The sequence below is a fragment of the Allobosea sp. WAO genome, from assembly GCF_001509835.1.
GTDB lineage: Bacteria > Pseudomonadota > Alphaproteobacteria > Rhizobiales > Beijerinckiaceae > Allobosea.
Genome location: NZ_JXTJ01000006.1, coordinates 39636 through 55686, shown reverse-complemented (window position 1 = coordinate 55686; position 16051 = coordinate 39636). Strand labels below are relative to the sequence as shown.

The following is a 16051-nucleotide window of genomic DNA, read 5'->3' as shown; positions in this document are numbered from 1 at the left end:
CTCTCTGGAGAACCGAAATGAAGTATTGCCTCGTGGTCGATGACTCCGCCGTCATCCGCAAGGTCGCCCGCCGGATCCTCGAGGGCCTGCAGTTCCGCATCGCCGAAGCCGAGGACGGCGCTCGCGCGATCGACGCCTGCCGCGGCGAGATGCCCGACGCGGTGCTGCTCGACTGGAACATGCCGATCATGGACGGTTACGACTTCCTGAGGAACCTCCGGCAGATGCCTGGCGGCAAGCGCCCCAAGGTCGTGTTCTGCACCACCGAGAACGACATCGCCCACATCGCCCGCGCCATGCATGCCGGCGCTGACGAGTACATCATGAAGCCGTTCGACAAGGAGATCGTCGCTTCGAAGTTCCATCAGGTCGGGCTGCTCTGACCTGATGTGTCCGCGGCTCGTTGCCGGACGCTGCGAGCCCGTTTCGAACAAGCGTTTTCAATGCTGACCGCGAGCCCGATGCCCCAGCCCAGCGCACGGCCGAGTACCGTGATGATCGTCGACGACTCCGTCGTCGTGCGCGGGCTGTTCGCGCGCTGGCTCGGCGAAAGCGGCAAGTTCAACGTCGTCGCCGTCGCCGGCGACGGCGAGATGGCGATCGAGCATGCCGCCCGCTATCACCCGGACATCGTCGTGCTCGATATCGACATGCCCGGCCTCGACGGCGTCGCCGCCCTGCCCCGCCTCGTCAAGGAGAGCCCCGGCAGCGCCGTCCTGATGACGACGACGCTGACCGAGCGCAATGCCCGCCTCGCCTTGCAATGCATGACGATGGGCGCCGTCGATGTCTTGCCGAAACCGGAAAGCCGCAGCGGCCTGACCCTGTCCCTCGATTTCCGCAGCGAGTTCCTCGGCAAGCTCACCAGCATCGAGCAGTCGCGCGGCCGGCACGCTCTGGTGGAAGCCGAGCCGTCCATGCCGCACACCCCGCCCCCGGTCGGCGTGGTCGATCTCAAGCCCCTCGTCTCGGTCGTGCCGCGCTATCTGGTGATCGGCGCCTCAACCGGCGGCCCCCGTGCCGTGGCCCGCGTGCTGGCAGATCTCGGCGAGGCCGTGCACAATCTGACCACGCTGGTCGTTCAGCACATGCCGCCGCTGTTTACCGCCTCCTTCGCCGACCAGATCGCGACCCAGATCGGAGTTCCCGCACGCGAGCCCTATGATGGCGAGCGGCTGGCGCGCGGCACCGTCTACATCGCGCCCGGCGGGCGTCATCTCGGCATCGAGCGCAAGCTCGGCCATATCGTCGCCAATGTCAGCGACGGGCCGCCGGTGCGCTTCTGCCGCCCGGCGGTGGACGTGCTGTTCAACGAGGCCGCCCGTCATCTCGGCCCCGCCGCGCTCGCCCTGGTGATGACCGGCATGGGCAGCGACGGCACGGAGGGCGCCGCTGCGCTGCGGCGCGCCGGCGCCGCCGTCATCGCCCAGGACGAGGCATCGAGCACCATCTGGGGCATGCCGGGCTCCGTCGTCCGCGCCCGCCATGCCAGCGCCGTCATCTCCCTCGGCAGCATCGGCCCGGCCATCCGCGCCCTCGTCGGCGGAGGCCATGGCGCATGACGGAGCAAGACTTCGACTTCCTGCGCGTCCTGCTCCAGGTCCGTTCCGGCCTGCATCTCCGCGCCGAGAAGGGCTATCTCGTCGAAAGCCGGCTCGGCATGCTCTGCCGGCGGCGCGGCATCGAGAGCATCACTGCGCTCGTCGCGAGCTTGCGCCGCGAGCCCGGCCGCGAGCTGGAGAACGCCGTCGTCGAAGCGATGACGACCAACGAAACCCTTTTCTTCCGGGACAAGACGCCTTTCGACCTGTTCCGGGACGTCATCCTGCCCGAGAAGCTCGCCGCCAATTCCCAGAGCCGGCAGCTGCGCATCTGGTGCGCCGCCGTCTCGAGCGGACAGGAGGCGTATTCGCTGGCGATGATCCTCGACGAGGCGGCCCCGCGCCTCGCCGGCTGGAAGATCGAGATCCTCGGCACCGACATCTCGACCGAGGTGCTCGAGAAGGCTCGCCAGGGTCTCTACAGCCAGTTCGAGGTCCAGCGCGGCCTGCCGATCCAGCTCCTGCTCAAATACTTCCGCCAGGAAGGCGACAAGTGGCGCGTCGATGACCGCATTCGCGCCATGGTCGAGCTCAGGCAGCACAATCTACTGGAATCGAGTGCCCATCTCGGCCAGTTCGACGTCATCTTCTGCCGCAACGTTCTGATCTATTTCGACGTGCCGACCAAGGCGCGTGTAATGGCGGCGCTCTCCCAGCGGCTTTCGCCGAACGGCGCCTTCGTCCTCGGCGCGGCCGAGACGGTGATCGGCATCACGACAACGCTGGTGCCCGACCCTGTCCATCGTGGACTTTACCGCGACGCCGCGAGCCGGGCGACGCAACGACCGGAGACCGCCAGCCCGGCGGCACCTCCCGCGCGCAACTTCGTCCCGCTGAGCTGAAGCGGCCTGCGCCGCGCAGACAACATCCCATCGATGCGACGAACCTCGTCGCGCTAGGCGCCAAAACAAAAACCCCGCCTCTCGGCGGGGTCCCCGTTCACCTGTCGTGTACATCCGACGATCAGGCGACTTAGCTTTAGCGTGCCGGTGATGACACGCTGATGACGAAACCTCAGGCCGGGATGCGTTCCTCGGCTTCGGACGGCTCGCGCAGCACATAGCCGCGTCCCCAGACCGTCTCGATGTAGTTCTTGCCGTCAGACGCGTTCGCCAGCTTCTTGCGCAGCTTGCAGATGAACACGTCGATGATCTTGAGCTCGGGCTCGTCCATGCCGCCATAGAGATGGTTGAGGAACATCTCCTTGGTGAGCGTCGTGCCCTTGCGGAGCGAGAGCAGCTCCAGCATCTGGTATTCCTTGCCCGTCAGGTGAACGCGCTGGGCATCGACCTCGACGGTCTTGGTGTCGAGATTGACGACGAGGTCGCCGGTCGTGATCACCGACTGGGCATGGCCCTTCGAGCGGCGGACGATGGCGTGGATGCGCGCGACCAGCTCGTCCTTGTGGAACGGCTTGGTCAGGTAGTCGTCGGCGCCGAAGCCGAGGCCCTTCACCTTGTCCTCGATGCCGGCGAGGCCGGAGAGGATCAGGATCGGGGTCTTGACCTTGGCGACGCGTAAGGACCGCAGGACCTCGTAGCCGGACATGTCGGGCAGATTGAGGTCCAGCAGGATAATGTCGTAATCGTAGAGCTTGCCGAGATCGACGCCCTCTTCGCCCAGGTCCGTCGTGTAGACGTTGAAGCTCTCTGACTTCAGCATCAGCTCGATGCTTTGGGCGGTTGCGCTATCGTCTTCGATCAGCAGAACCCGCATGTCACGTCCCCAATTTCGCCCCGAGGCCAGCGATCCGAATTGACTCCGTCCCGAACCCCCACGGCCCTGGACGACGAAAGCTTGCCTGATGAAACGCCACGCGACACGCTACGGGGAAATGGTTAACAAACCCTGATTCCCGGGCGCAAGCGCTTCTTCGGAGAAAGCTAACGATCCTTGTCGAGGTGAGTCGAATTTGACACGGATCAGTCTGGCTTCAGCCGCGAAAGCGCCCTTCGCGGAAGCTCGCCCCGAGGATTTGCCCGAAAACGGCACCTCCCAGCGGCATAGCTTCGAAACGCAGTGTTAATCACAGAGGTAAATGAAAGGTTGACGGCAGGCATCATGAGCGGCGCGCAACGCGATCCCGAACGGCTTTCCCACCTCGCCGCGATCATCGGCGGCATCGAGGGCACGACCGTCTATGGCCGGGTCACCGCCGTGCGCGGCCTGATGGTCGAGGTTTCCGGGCCGATCTCGGCGATGAGCCTCGGCGGGCGCGTCGGTATCGAGATCGCGGCCGGCACGCGGATTCCTTGCGAAGTCATCGGCTTTTCCGGCGACAAGGCCCTGGTCATGCCCTTTGGCGGGCTCGACGGCGTCCGGCGCGGCTGCCCCGCCTATGTCGAGCGCACGGTGCCTGGGCTGCGTCCGACATCCGCCTGGCTCGGCCGCGTCGTCGATGCGCTCGGCCGGCCTGTGGATGGCGGCCCGCCCCTGCCGCTAGGCGAAAGGACGATCCCCTTCCGCAACGACCCGCCGCCGGCCCATGCCAGGCGCCGCGTCGGCCCGCCGCTAGATCTCGGCGTGCGGGCGCTCAACACCTTCCTGACCTGCTGTCTTGGCCAGCGCATGGGCATCTTCGCCGGCTCCGGCGTCGGCAAATCGGTGCTGCTCTCGATGCTGGCGCGCTATGCGCGCGCCGACGTCAACATCATCGGCCTCGTCGGCGAGCGCGGTCGTGAGGTCCAGGAATTCCTTCAGGACGATCTCGGGCCGGACGGGCTCGCCCGCTCGGTCGTCGTCGTCGCGACCTCGGACGAGCCGGCGCTGATGCGCAAGCAGGCGGCGTTGACGACGCTGGCGCTGGCCGAGTTCTTCCGCGACCAGGATCTGCAGGTGATGTGCCTGATGGACTCGGTCACCCGCTTCGCCATGGCGATGCGCGAGATCGGCCTCGCCGCCGGCGAGCCGCCGACCACCAAGGGCTATACGCCCACCGTCTTCGCCGAATTGCCGCGCCTGCTCGAACGCGCTGGCCCGGGCACCGGCGACGGCGCGATCACCGGCCTGTTCACGGTTCTGGTCGATGGCGGCGACCATGACGAACCGGTCGCCGACGCCGTGCGCGGCATTCTCGACGGCCATATCGTGATGGAACGCGGCATCGCCGAACGTGGCCGCTATCCGGCGGTGAACGTGCTGAAATCGGTGTCGCGCACCATGCCGCGCTCCTGCGACCCCGCCTACTATCCGGTCGTGCAGAAGGCCCGTGCCACGCTCGCGACCTATGCCGACATGGAGGAGCTGATTCGCCTCGGCGCCTATCGCCAGGGCGCCTCCGCCGAGGTCGACGAGGCGATCCGCCTCAACCCCGAGCTCGAAGCCTTCCTGAAGCAGGCCAAGGACGAGGCGACGGGGCTCGGCGACGGCTATGCGAGGCTCGCTCGCATCATGGGAATGTGAAGCCTCGTCTCATCATGCCCTGGCGAAATAGCCGAGCAGCGCCTGTGCCTGCGGCGAGGACCAGTCGGCCTCCCCGAGCAGATAGCCGCGCACCCCGCCGTTGGGATCGACGGCGTAGGTGATCGGCTGGCCTTCGGCGAGCGAGAACGGCGACTCGCTACCGTCCTCGCGCTGCGCCGAAAGCCGTTTCCCGCCATGGTCGAGGAAGACCGGAAGCTGCTTGACACCGAGCCGGGCGAGATAGGCCCGAACATACGCCGGCTCGCGCTCGTCCGTGGCTATCGTCAACAGGTCGACACCGTCCTGCCGGAGCTGCGCCAGCTGGCGCTCGAAGCGCGGCAGCTCGACCCGGCAGACCGGGCACCAGGTCGCCCAGAGATAGATCAAGGTGACCTTCCCGCTTGTCGGGTTCGCCAGCGCCGGCTTGCCGTCGAGCCGGGCCAGCTTCAACGCCGTCATGGTAACGATCGGATCGAGCTCCCGAAACTGATAGCGCGAGGTGCGAAAGACCGGCGGGCGCTCGCCAGCGAACGCCGGGATGGCGAGGCCTCCCAGCAAGGTCTGCAAAGCGAGGCGACGGGTCGGAGACGTAGGCATGGGGCTGGGAATTCTCATTCTGGATGGCGCGCATCGCACCAGCGACGGCGCGCTCGCCCGGGGAACCAGACGACTGCGCTCGCACCGTTCCCGCGCTAGCATGGCGAGCCCAAGGCACGGACCGCGGCATTTGCGCCCGCCGGGGTCAGGCCCTCAGCCGGCGCACAAGCGCGAACATCGCCAGCAAAGCCATGAACTGGATCGCCGCCGACATGTAGAGCGTTCCGGAAGGGCCGATCCGCTCGATCATCAGCGCGAACAGTACCGGCGACGCCGCGAAGGTCAGGTTCTGTGGAACCGCCAGGCGCCCGAGCATGCTGCCGAAGCCGTGCCGGCCGAACAGTGCCAGCGGCAAGGTCGCACGCGCGACCGCAATCACCCCCATCGCGGCGTTGAACAGCAGGATAAAGGCGACTGCGACCGGGGCCGATCCAGGGGCGAGTGCCATCAGCAGGCAGGACAGCGGTCCGAGTGCGAGCCCGCCGAGCGCGACGCGCTCGACCGGCAGCCTGTGGCCTGCAACTGCATCGATGGCCCGCGCGACCAGCGTCGCCGGGCCGCTGAGCGTCGCGATCGCCACCGCCGTCGCATTGCTGAGCCCGGCCTCCTGCATCAGGCCGATCACATGCAGCGGCAGCCCCCAGGAAACCAGGCCGCTGGCGGAGAAGCTCAGTGCCATCAGCCAGAAGGTGGCGCGCCGCGCCGATGGCGGAACCCGGCCTTCATCGGCTTTCACCTGCCCTGGCTCCGCCGTCTCGCTCGCCGGCTTCATCCGATAGCGCGGAATGGCGAGATGGATCGGCAGGACGACAAAGAGCTGGATCGCCGCAAAGATTAAAAGGCAGACGCGCCAGCCATAGGCCGCCGCGAGCGCCGCCGTCAGCGGCCAGAACACGCTGGAGGCGAGCCCGGTCACCAGCATCATCAGGCCGATGACCCGGCGCGTGCGCTCGCCCATCAATTGCGCGACCGTGACATTGCCGGTGTTGGCGAGTTGCATCGCATGGCCGATGCCGATGACAAACCAGGTCGCGAGATAGCTCACCGGCCCCTGCGCCTGCGAGAGCAGCGCGAGCCCGATCGCGGCGATCACCGCGCCGACACACATCGCCTGTCGCGTGCCGCGCTGGTCGAGATGGCGCCCGAGGGCTGGCGAGAGCGCAGCGCCAGTGACCAAGAGGATGGTCACGCCGCTGAACACCACCGCCGGGCCCAGGCCAAGATCGCGGTCGAGATAGGCCGCCAGCACCGAGGGCGAATAGTATATCGATCCCCAGCCGATGATCCGGGTGAGGGCAAGGCCCGCGAGCAGCGGCCCATGTTGGGGAAGGCGGAAGGGGCGAGGCAAGACGATGGTCCGGCAGCGCTTTTGCTGCTGATTCTTGATGTCACCGAGAATAGGCGAGGCCACGCCCTGTCGGCAGGCTCCATGGCGCAGATGCAACATGCGTCAAATGCGGCCATTGCCGGTAAGGAACGGTCAACCTCCTTGCGCCATTGTCCTTTTCGTCTCGCGTAAGTCGTTCGGGTGCCGCGCCGAGGGGTCGGCGCACCACCATGCGTAATCAGGAGTAAGAGCCGACATGAAGTCGCGAGAGACCCTTTTGCGTCTCAAACGGTTCCAGGTGGACGAAAAGCGCCGCCGCGTGAGCCAGATCGAGATGATGATCGCAGAGTTTCACCGCATGGCGGGCGATCTGGATCGCGAGATCCAGAACGAGGAAAGCCGCGCCGGCATCTCGGATCCCGCCCATTTCGCCTACCCGACCTATGCCAAGGCAGCGCTCGGCCGCCGGGACAATCTGCGCCAGTCGGCCGACAACCTGCAGGGCCAGCTCGAAGAGGCCAAGGGCGAGCTGCAGGAGGCCTTCGAGGAGATGAAGAAGGTCGAGATCCTCGAGGACCGCGAGCGCGCCACCGAGCGTGCCGCCGACGCTGCGCGCGATCAGGCGATGATGGACTCGATCGGCCTGCGCTCCTCGCGCCCCGGTATGTGAACCCACAGCCGCATCATTCGATCACCGGATGATGCGGCACGGCAGCTCGCGGCATGTGGCCCGCGAGCCTTGGATCGTCGACCACCTCGACGCTGCGCTTGAACGCCTTGAAGCCGGAGCGCTGGTAGAATTCCGGCGCGCCCTGATGGTCGAGCGTGCAGGTGTGCACCCAGAAGCGCCCGATCGGCCAGGCCCAGGCCAGTTCCAGAGCCCGGTTCATCAGCCAGCGCCCAGCGCCCTTGCCGAGCACGCTTTCCTCCAGGCCGAAAAAGGCGAGCTCCCCCTCGCCCGCCTCGCGGAAATCCAGCTCCAGCAATCCGACATCCCGCCCATCCAAGCGCACGACGAAGCAGAGCACCGCCGCGTCGCCGAGGATCGCCTCGCTATGGGCTGCCGGCTTGACCAGGCGGCTGAACCACATCCAGCGCTCGCCCAGCACGCGGTACATGGCGAGATAGCGCGCCGTGTCGGCCGCGCCGATCGGCTCCAGCGTCAACTCCTCGGTTCCCGGCGGGTCCTGCCTCGCTGGCGGCGCCGCGGTCATTTCGAGCGAGGTGACGATGGCGGCGACCTTGCCCGGCGGCAGGTCGGTGACGCCGTTGAGGCTGATGGAAAGGGTCTCGGACATGGGGCTCCGCCGGACGATGCCGGGCTCGATTCGCTTCGCCGCGATCATGACATGATCCCGGCCCAACTGGACCGGGCCGGCTGTTCGCCCGGCAGCCTGCCCACAGGCAATGCCGGGCTCGGCCCGGCACGCCCCGATGGCGGCCTAGTGCTTCGAAAGGATATCCGATGACCATCGACCGCAGGCTTTTCGCCGGTCTTGCCCTGTCCGGCGCCCTCGCCTCCGCCGGCTCCGCCCTTGCCCAGAGCCATCAGGGTCACGGCAGCCATGGCGCCAGCACCGCGGACAGCGCCTCGACCGCCGCCTACAAGGCGGTCAACGACAAGATGCACAAGGATATGATGGTCGCCTTCACCGGCGACGCCGATGCCGATTTCGTCCGCGGCATGATCCCGCACCACCAGGGTGCGATCGACATGGCCAAGGTCGTGCTCGCCCATGGCAAGGACCCGGAGCTGCGCAAGCTCGCGAATGCGATCATCACCGAGCAGGAGAAGGAAATCGCCTTCATGCGGGACTGGCTCAAGAAGAACGGCCACTGACGACCTTGTGGCGAGCGGCGCGGCTGAAACGAAACATCATCGCGCCGCTTGCCCTCTCTGCCGGCCGCTGGCAGAGAGGACGAACGCGACCCGCGCGGATATCGCATGCGCCGGCTGCAGACTGCGCATAGCCTCGATACCTCCCTCGCCGTCCGGCCGCCTGCGGGTTTCATGAAGAAGTATCTCGACTATCTCTGGCCGCTGATCGGCCTCGTCGCTGTCATCTGGTCCGTCGAGCTGCTCTGGGACAAGCTCAAGGCCGAGGCTCTGACCAACGAGGCGATGAGCGCGCGCCTCGAGCATGCCGGGCTTTGGGACAGCGTCGCCATCGTCGCCGGCGGCATCGGCCAGAAGATCGCGCTGATCCCGCCCGCCGCCTTCTTCCATGCCGGCCTCGCGACATTGGTCGCCTATGCCGCACTCGCCTGGTACGACCGCATCGCGCTTCTCCATCTCGGCAAGGAGAAGGGCATTTCCTGGCCCTATATCTCGCTCTGCTCCTTCGTCACTTATGCGCTGTCGCACAATATCGGCGCCTCGGTGTTCTCCGGCGGGATGGTGCGCTACCGCGCCTATCACGCGAAGGGGCTGACCGCGGCAGAAATCGCGGTCCTCGTCGCGCTCTGCTCCTTCACCTTCGCCTTCGGTACCATCCTGCTGCTCGGCCTCGTCCTCGTCGGCGAGCCGCAGATCCTGCGGCCCCTGCACCGCCTCTCGCAATGGTTCGGCATCGGCGACACGCAGGCGCGGTTGATCGGCTTCGGCCTGCTCGCCTTCTGCGTTCTCTATACGATCGGCTCGTGGCTGCGCTTCAAGCCGCTCAGGATCGGCAAGTTCGAGCTGGTCTATCCCCGTCTGCCGATCGTCGCACGGCAGTATCTCGCCGCGCCGCTGGAGCTGATGGGGGCGGCCGGCATCATCTATTTCGCCCTGCCGGACCAGGGCAATCCCGGCTTCTTCATCGTGCTCGGCGCCTTCCTGATCTCGTTCTCGGCCGGCCTGCTCAGCCAGGTTCCGGGCGGCGTCGGGGTGATGGAGGCGGTCTTCCTTGCCGTCATGCCGGGCGTGCCCGCCCCCGCCGTCTTCGCCGCGCTGCTGATCTGGCGCCTGTTCTATCTCATCCTGCCGCTGGTGCTCTCACTGCCGATCGTGCTCGCCTTCGAGCGCGCCCAGCTGCGCAAAGCGATGGCGCATGAGACGCAGGTGAAGGCGCAGGAGCAGGCGGCCGCCAAGGCCGCGGCCCTGCACATCGACAAGCCGGATTGAGGCTTCAGCGCAGGCGCGCTCAGCGCTTGAGCGCGATCGCCGCTGCACCGAACATCAAAAGGCTGCCGACCGCCTCGCTCCAGCCGAACGGCTCGGACAGCACGAGCACGCCCGCCGCGACGGCGACCGCCGGACTGATGAAGGCATAGAGCCCTGCCCGGAACGCCCCCCAGTCGCGCACCAGCCGCATATAGACGGTGAAGCCGATCAGCGAGCCGCCGACCACGAGGAAGCCGAGCGCCGGCAGCGTCGGCCACGCCACAAGCGCCCGGAAATGCGCGGCCGTCACGGTCTCGAAGCTGGCCGAGACGATGCTGAGGCCGATCCCGCCGATCAGCGTCTGGCAGCCTGCGAGGGCCAGCGTCGGCATGCGGCTGGCGATCGGGCGCGCCAGGACGGCGCCGAAGCAGTAGAGCAGCGTTCCCAGGGCGATCGCGGCCAGACCCCAGATCTCCAGCGGATTGCCGCTCGCCGCCTCGAGCCCGCCGAGTGTGCGGGTCGCGAACAGGAAGCCGAGCCCGAGCGTGCCAAGACCGATGGCCGCGAGCTTGCGCGCGCCCATCTCATGGCCTTCGATCATTCGGCTGGCGATGATGGTGAAGATCGGGATCGTCGCGAAGTTGACGATTGCCGCAAGCCCGCTCGGTGCCTGCGCCGCCCCCCAGAACAGCAGCGAGTAATTGCCGGTGTTGAGCAGCAGTGCCGTCACGATCAGCCGCGGCCAGGCATCCGCCGGCACCTTCCTGAGGTCCCGCCCGGCCCAGGCGAGCATCAGCATGCCGGCAATGGTGAAGCGGGCCGCGGCCAGGAAGACCGGCGGCACATGCTGCGCCCCGACCTTGATCGGCAGCCAGGTCAGCCCCCAGACGAGGCACATCAGCGCGAAGAGGGCGGCGTTTCTGGACATGGGCTGCGCTTAGCTAGGGCGACGGGGAAGAGCCAATGCCGGCCGGGCATGCAGCCATGGCGGCAATGCAGGGCGCTTGGCAGGGCGCCCGCCGCGCCATCTGGCCAATGCCATTGCCGCAGTCTATTATATGAGAAAGAAGGGTATGATGATGGACGATCTCGCGTCAAGACTGGCAGAGAGGCTGCGCGGCGAGCGCGAGGCGCGGGGCTGGAGCCTCAACGATCTCGCCGAGCGCTCTGGCGTCTCGCGCGCCATGATCAGCCGGATCGAGCGCGGCGAGGCCAGCCCGACGGCAGTCCTGCTCGGCCGGCTATCCGGCGCCTTCGGCCTGACCCTATCCAATCTGCTCGCCCGCATCGAGAGCGCCGGCGAGCGCCTGCGGCGCGCGGCCGATCAACCCAGCTGGCGCGACCCCGAGACCGGCTTCGTCCGCCGCGCCATCTCGCCGGCCGGCAATGGCGACCTCGAGCTCGTCGCCGGCGAGCTTCCTGCCGGCGCGGCCATCGCCTACCCCGCCAGCTCCTACGCCTTCATCCGCCAGCAGATCTGGATGCAGTCGGGCCGGCTCGATTTCCACGAGGGCGAGACCGTGACCCGGCTGGAACCCGGCGACTGCCTGGAGCTCGGCCCGCCCAGCGATTGCCGCTTCAGCAATCCCGGGCCCGAGCCTGCGCGCTATCTCGTGGTGCTGGCGCGGCGGTAAGGTCTACTGCCTTTCCGAAGCCGAGCCCTCATCCTGAGGCCCGTCAGACGCTTCCTACCGTCCTGAGCTTCGCCCGCGGGTGTATCTCGCCCTGCGAGAGCACCGGCGTCTCGCGCCGGAAGCGCTCGACGATCTGGCGCACGAAGGGCCGCGCCATGCCGGAGGTGACGAGCGCCGGCATCTCGCCCATGCGCGCCGCATCCTCGAACTTGTCGCGGACCGCATGGACGAACTCCTGCAGGCGCGAGGGCTGCATGGCGAGATGGCGATCCTCGCCCTGGCCGACGATCGACTCGGCGAAGACGCTCTCCCAGGCCGGCGAGAGGGTGATGATCGGCAACTGCCCGTGCTGGTTGGAGAACTGGGCGCAGATCTGGCGGGCGAGCCGGACGCGGACATGCTCGGCGATGTCGCGCGGGTTCTTGATGCCACCGGCGACCTCGGCGATGCCCTCGACGATGGTCGCAAGGTCGCGGATCGAGATCCGCTCGGCGAGCAGGAGCTGCAGCACGCGCTGGATGCCGGTGGTCGAGATCTGGTTCGGCACGATCTCCTTGACGAGGTCGGCATGGTCCTTGGGCAATTCGCGCAGCAGCTTCTGGACCTCGCCATGTGAAAGCAGCTCTGGCATGTGCGACTTCAGCACCTCGGTGAGGTGGGTCGAGATCACGGTCGCCGCGTCGACGACCGTGAAGCCGCGCAGCTGCGCCTCGTCCTGAAGCGCAGCATCGATCCAGGTCGCCGGCAGGCCGAAGGTCGGCTCCAGCACATTGTGGCCAGGCAGGTTCACGCTGCCGCCCATCGGATCCATCGCCATGTACTGGCCGGCGTAGACGACGCCGTGGCCGGCATCGATCTCCTTGATCTTGATGTAGTAGTTGTTCGCCTCGAGCTGGACGTTGTCGACTATGCGCACCGCCGGCATGACGAAGCCGAGCTCGGCGGCGAGCTGGCGCCTGAGCGCCCGGACCTGGTCGGTCAGGCGGTCGGCCCCGCCCGGTGCATTGACCAGCGGCAAGAGCCCGTAGCCGATCTCGATCTTGAGCTCGTCGAGCTTGAGCAAGTCGTTCAGGGTCTCTTCCTTCGGCGTGCCGTCGGCGGCCAGCGGCGAAGCGTCCTGCGCCGCCTGCGCGGTCTCCACCGCACGCTCCTTGGCGAGTCGTCCGAAATGCCGGGCGAGCCAGGCCGAGCCGCCCGCCAGAACCAGGAAGGGCAGCATGGGAATGCCCGGCAGGACCGCGATCAGCGCCATCACCGCTGCCGACATGCCGAGCGCCTTGGGATAGCCCGAGAGCTGCTTGCCGAGCGCCTTGTCGGCGGCGCCGCGCACGCCGGACTTCGAGACGAGCAGGCCGGCCGCCGTCGAGACGATCAGCGCCGGGATCTGGCTGACCAGGCCGTCGCCGACCGTCAGCTGCGTGTAGTTGGTGGCGGCAGCGCCGAAGCTCATGCCCTGCTGCGCGACGCCGATGATGATGCCGCCGATCACGTTGATGAAGGTGATCAGGAGGCCGGCGATGGCGTCGCCGCGCACGAATTTCGAGGCGCCGTCCATCGAGCCGAAGAAAGACGCTTCGTCCTCCAGCGCCTTCCGGCGGGTCTTGGCGACCTCCTGGTCGATCAGCCCGGCCGAGAGGTCGGCGTCGATCGCCATCTGTTTTCCCGGCAGGGCATCGAGCGCGAAGCGCGCCGCGACCTCGGCGATACGGCCCGAACCCTTTGTGATGACAACGAAATTCACAATGATCAGGATGGTGAAGACGATCACCCCGATCACGAAATTGCCGCTCATCACGAAATTGGCGAAGGCCTCGATGACATGGCCGGCAGCCGCGCTGCCCTCATGGCCATGCGACAGGATCAGGCGCGTCGAGGCGAGGTTGAGCGCCAGCCGGAACATGGTGACGATCAGCAGCACCGTCGGGAAGGCAGAGAATTCCAGCGGCTCCTCGATGAACAGGGCCGTCATCAGAACGAGCACCGAGAGGATGATCGACAGCGCCAGCATCAGGTCGAGCAGCACGGCCGGCAGCGGGAAGATCAGCACCACGAGGATGCCCATCACACCGATGGCGAGGAACAGGTCCGGACGGTTCAGCAGGCTGCCCATCTGGCCGCGCGTCGGCATGGTCATGCCACCGCCAGCGCCCGCCGTCACATCGCTCATAGCCTAGCCCGCTCCATGTATGGCCCGTCACGACGCGCGACCCACACCCGGCAATTCTTGCCGGGTGTATGGTGAACGAGTGGTTAAGAAAGGCGAAAAAATCCCGTTTGGAACCTTTCCCTGAACAGACCGTTATCGAATGGCCCCTTTGCGGCCGCATTCGGCCAGCCAACTCGGCGCGGGTCGACAAGATTGGCTTTCGGGCCTGGATTATTGGAGGAAATCTTGGATAGACGTTCGTTTGTACTGAGCCTGTTCGGTGGCATCGCCGCGACCGCCATCGGTGGCGCGAGCCTGGCTCAGGCGGCAGCGCCGGCGGCGGCCAGCCCGGTTCCCAGCCCCGAGGATCTCGCACCTGAACTGAAAGCAGGGCTCGACAAGGCCGAGGCCGATTTCAGCCAGGCCGTCGTCCGCCGCACCACCGTGGTGCGCCGCCCCGCCGGCTATGGCCGCCCCGTCGTCGTCCGGCGCACCACTGTCGTCCGCAGGCCGCCGCGCTATTACCGCCGCCCGGTCGTGGTCCGGCGTACCACCGTCGTTAGGCCGCGCCGCGTCTACGTGCGCTGACGCCGAACGGGCCGGCGCGAAGGCGCCGGCCTTTTCCTTCCTCGCGGCCGCCGGCCGCCCTGTGATGGAACGGGAGCCGTGAACGAAGCGCGCGACCTGCCCCGCGAAATCGTCACCGATATTCCCGCCAGGCTGGACCGGCTGCCCTGGTCACGCTTCCACACGCTCGTCGTCGTCGCCCTCGGCGTCACCTGGATTCTCGACGGGCTCGAGGTCACCCTCGCCGCCTCCGTTTCCGGCGCGCTGAAGGAAAGCCCGGTCCTCAAATTCACCAATACCGAGGTCGGCCTCGCCGGCGCCGCCTATCTCGCCGGCGCGGTGATCGGGGCCGTGCTCTTCGGCTGGCTGACCGACCGGCTCGGCCGCAAGCGCCTCTTCACCATCACCCTGCTGCTCTATCTCGCCGCGACCGCCGCGACCGCGTTCTCCTGGAACCTCTGGAGCTTCCTGCTCTTCCGCTTCCTGACCGGCATGGGCATCGGCGGCGAGTACACCGCGATCAACTCGACCATCCAGGAACTGATCCCGGCGCGCGTCCGCGGCTGGACAGACCTCGTCATCAACGGCTCTTTCTGGGTTGGCGCCGCCATGGGCGGCATCGGCGCGATCGTCTTGCTCGACCCCAGGGTGATCGATCCCGAACTCGGCTGGCGGCTCGCCTTCTTCATCGGCGCCGCGCTCGGCCTGATCATCCTCTTCCTGCGCCGCTGGATACCCGAGAGCCCGCGCTGGCTGATGAGCCATGGCCGCCTCGCCGAGGCCGAGGCCATCGTGGCGCGGATCGAGGCTTTCGCCCCTGCTCCGGCGTCGCAGGCTCCGCTCCCGACGCTGACGCTGCGGCCACGCCACTTCACCCCGATGCGCGAGGTCGGCCACACCTTGTTCGTCACCCACCGGCCGCGCACGCTGGTGGCGCTGGCGCTGATGTCGTCGCAGGCCTTCTTCTACAACGCCATCTTCTTCAGCTACGCGCTGATCCTCACCGATTTCTACAAGGTGCCGTCCAACGCGATCGGCTGGTTCATCCTGCCCTTCGCCGCCGGCAATTTCCTCGGACCGCTGCTGCTCGGCCGGCTCTTCGACAGCCTCGGACGCCGCACGATGATTGCCTCGACCTATGTGCTGTCGGGGCTCCTCCTCGCCGGCACCGGCCTGCTCTTCGAGCGCGACCTGCTCAGCGCCGCACAGCTCACGGCCTGCTGGAGCGTCGTCTTCTTCTTCGCATCCGCCGCGGCGAGCTCGGCGTATCTGACGGTGAGCGAGACCTATCCGCTCGAGATCCGGGCGCTCGCCATCGCCGTCTTCTATGCGCTCGGCACCGGCCTCGGCGGCGTCGCCGGCCCCTGGGTTTTCGGCGCCCTGATCGACACCGGCTCGCGCACCAGCGTGCTCGGCGGCTACCTGTTCGGCGCCGTGCTGATGATCGGCGCCGGCTTGATCGCCTGGAAGTTCGCGGTCAGGGCAGAGCGCCGCTCGCTGGAGGACATCAGCCGGCCGCTGGGGGCGCAATGACTCCCGTAGGCCGCAATATTCGGGATGCCGACGAGGCCGGGCGATTTCGCCTCAGACCATCCCAAAGCGCTAACGGCCGGCCCCCCGCGCCGTCAGCTCCTGCAGGCCCTCGCCACGCCCCCGACGTGACGATTGGTCAGCCGGAGACTAGAGTGGCCT

General features: G+C 67.3%; 16 protein-coding genes. 10 read left to right on the top strand and 6 right to left on the bottom strand.

The annotated features are described in order from the left end of the window. The first annotated feature begins 17 nt into the window (after positions 1-17). From DK26_RS09265 to DK26_RS09255, 3 genes are all read left to right on the top strand, one after another. On the top strand, positions 18-383 hold the full coding sequence (locus DK26_RS09265; protein ID WP_066470969.1) for a response regulator: 366 nt from the start codon (positions 18-20) through the stop codon (positions 381-383). 111 nt (positions 384-494) lie between these two features. After that, positions 495-1562 carry a chemotaxis-specific protein-glutamate methyltransferase CheB gene (gene cheB, locus DK26_RS09260; RefSeq protein ID WP_248309919.1) on the top strand — a complete coding sequence of 356 codons (1068 nt, stop codon included), beginning with the start codon at positions 495-497 and terminating at the stop codon, positions 1560-1562. Continuing rightward, positions 1559-2443, top strand: a complete 885-nt coding sequence (locus DK26_RS09255) for a protein-glutamate O-methyltransferase CheR (RefSeq protein WP_066470964.1) — start codon at positions 1559-1561, stop codon at positions 2441-2443. Before cheB ends, DK26_RS09255 begins: the two co-directional genes overlap by 4 nt. Positions 2444-2615: 172 nt before the next feature. Here the strand turns inward: DK26_RS09255 and ctrA are convergent, their stop codons facing one another. Then, a complete protein-coding gene (gene ctrA / locus DK26_RS09250) occupies positions 2616-3317 on the bottom strand; it encodes a response regulator transcription factor CtrA (protein WP_066470963.1) in 702 nt (233 codons plus the stop codon). Positions 3318-3662: 345 nt separating this feature from the next. On the opposite strand from ctrA, the gene fliI reads away from it, so the two are divergent. Then, a complete protein-coding gene (fliI, locus tag DK26_RS09245) occupies positions 3663-5003 on the top strand; it encodes a flagellar protein export ATPase FliI (protein ID WP_066470962.1) in 1341 nt (446 codons plus the stop codon). Between the two features lie 12 nt (positions 5004-5015). Here the strand turns inward: fliI and DK26_RS09240 are convergent, their stop codons facing one another. Together DK26_RS09240 and DK26_RS09235 are read right to left on the bottom strand one after the other, a co-directional pair. After that, positions 5016-5600 (bottom strand): TlpA disulfide reductase family protein, encoded by a 585-nt coding sequence (locus tag DK26_RS09240; protein WP_066470960.1) that lies wholly within the window; start codon positions 5598-5600, stop codon positions 5016-5018. A gap of 145 nt (positions 5601-5745) precedes the next feature. Further along, on the bottom strand, positions 5746-6948 hold the full coding sequence (locus tag DK26_RS09235; RefSeq protein ID WP_184231654.1) for an MFS transporter: 1203 nt from the start codon (positions 6946-6948) through the stop codon (positions 5746-5748). A gap of 235 nt (positions 6949-7183) precedes the next feature. On the opposite strand from DK26_RS09235, the gene fliJ reads away from it, so the two are divergent. Beyond that, on the top strand, positions 7184-7597 hold the full coding sequence (gene fliJ, locus DK26_RS09230) for a flagellar export protein FliJ (protein WP_066470947.1): 414 nt from the start codon (positions 7184-7186) through the stop codon (positions 7595-7597). Positions 7598-7610: 13 nt separating this feature from the next. On the opposite strand, the gene DK26_RS09225 is transcribed toward fliJ, so the two are convergent. Beyond that, positions 7611-8225, bottom strand: a complete 615-nt coding sequence (locus tag DK26_RS09225; RefSeq protein ID WP_066472524.1) for a GNAT family N-acetyltransferase — start codon at positions 8223-8225, stop codon at positions 7611-7613. Between the two features lie 167 nt (positions 8226-8392). Here DK26_RS09225 and DK26_RS09220 point away from each other — a divergent pair, with 167 nt between their 5' ends. Continuing rightward, positions 8393-8767, top strand: a complete 375-nt coding sequence (locus DK26_RS09220) for a DUF305 domain-containing protein (RefSeq protein ID WP_066470945.1) — start codon at positions 8393-8395, stop codon at positions 8765-8767. A 105-nt stretch (positions 8768-8872) separates the two neighbouring features. Then, positions 8873-10033, top strand: coding sequence for a YbhN family protein (locus tag DK26_RS09215; RefSeq protein ID WP_248309918.1), 1161 nt, complete (start codon positions 8873-8875; stop codon positions 10031-10033). A gap of 19 nt (positions 10034-10052) precedes the next feature. Here DK26_RS09215 and DK26_RS09210 read toward each other — a convergent pair whose 3' ends face one another. Continuing rightward, positions 10053-10940 carry an EamA family transporter gene (locus DK26_RS09210; RefSeq protein WP_066470943.1) on the bottom strand — a complete coding sequence of 296 codons (888 nt, stop codon included), beginning with the start codon at positions 10938-10940 and terminating at the stop codon, positions 10053-10055. Positions 10941-11091: 151 nt separating this feature from the next. Here DK26_RS09210 and DK26_RS09205 point away from each other — a divergent pair, with 151 nt between their 5' ends. Then, a complete protein-coding gene (locus tag DK26_RS09205) occupies positions 11092-11646 on the top strand; it encodes an XRE family transcriptional regulator (protein WP_198162316.1) in 555 nt (184 codons plus the stop codon). A 43-nt stretch (positions 11647-11689) separates the two neighbouring features. Here the strand turns inward: DK26_RS09205 and flhA are convergent, their stop codons facing one another. After that, positions 11690-13813 (bottom strand): flagellar biosynthesis protein FlhA, encoded by a 2124-nt coding sequence (gene flhA, locus DK26_RS09200; RefSeq protein ID WP_066470942.1) that lies wholly within the window; start codon positions 13811-13813, stop codon positions 11690-11692. A 225-nt stretch (positions 13814-14038) separates the two neighbouring features. On the opposite strand from flhA, the gene DK26_RS09195 reads away from it, so the two are divergent. Both DK26_RS09195 and DK26_RS09190 read left to right on the top strand, forming a co-directional pair. Next, positions 14039-14380, top strand: coding sequence for a hypothetical protein (locus DK26_RS09195; RefSeq protein ID WP_066470941.1), 342 nt, complete (start codon positions 14039-14041; stop codon positions 14378-14380). 78 nt (positions 14381-14458) lie between these two features. Further along, a complete protein-coding gene (locus DK26_RS09190; protein WP_066470938.1) occupies positions 14459-15892 on the top strand; it encodes an MFS transporter in 1434 nt (477 codons plus the stop codon). Positions 15893-16051: the final 159 nt, after the last annotated feature.

Coding starts and splice junctions, on each gene's coding strand:
- cheB (WP_248309919.1), top strand. CDS start 495: ATGATCGTCGACGACTCCGTCGTCGTGCGCGGGCTGTTCGCGCGCTGG.
- fliI (WP_066470962.1), top strand. CDS start 3,663: ATGAGCGGCGCGCAACGCGATCCCGAACGGCTTTCCCACCTCGCCGCG.
- DK26_RS09255 (WP_066470964.1), top strand. CDS start 1,559: ATGACGGAGCAAGACTTCGACTTCCTGCGCGTCCTGCTCCAGGTCCGT.
- DK26_RS09215 (WP_248309918.1), top strand. CDS start 8,873: ATGCGCCGGCTGCAGACTGCGCATAGCCTCGATACCTCCCTCGCCGTC.
- flhA (WP_066470942.1), bottom strand. CDS start 13,813: ATGAGCGATGTGACGGCGGGCGCTGGCGGTGGCATGACCATGCCGACG.
- DK26_RS09210 (WP_066470943.1), bottom strand. CDS start 10,940: ATGTCCAGAAACGCCGCCCTCTTCGCGCTGATGTGCCTCGTCTGGGGG.
- DK26_RS09220 (WP_066470945.1), top strand. CDS start 8,393: ATGACCATCGACCGCAGGCTTTTCGCCGGTCTTGCCCTGTCCGGCGCC.
- DK26_RS09225 (WP_066472524.1), bottom strand. CDS start 8,225: ATGTCCGAGACCCTTTCCATCAGCCTCAACGGCGTCACCGACCTGCCG.
- DK26_RS09205 (WP_198162316.1), top strand. CDS start 11,092: ATGGACGATCTCGCGTCAAGACTGGCAGAGAGGCTGCGCGGCGAGCGC.
- DK26_RS09240 (WP_066470960.1), bottom strand. CDS start 5,600: ATGCCTACGTCTCCGACCCGTCGCCTCGCTTTGCAGACCTTGCTGGGA.
- ctrA (WP_066470963.1), bottom strand. CDS start 3,317: ATGCGGGTTCTGCTGATCGAAGACGATAGCGCAACCGCCCAAAGCATC.
- fliJ (WP_066470947.1), top strand. CDS start 7,184: ATGAAGTCGCGAGAGACCCTTTTGCGTCTCAAACGGTTCCAGGTGGAC.
- DK26_RS09265 (WP_066470969.1), top strand. CDS start 18: ATGAAGTATTGCCTCGTGGTCGATGACTCCGCCGTCATCCGCAAGGTC.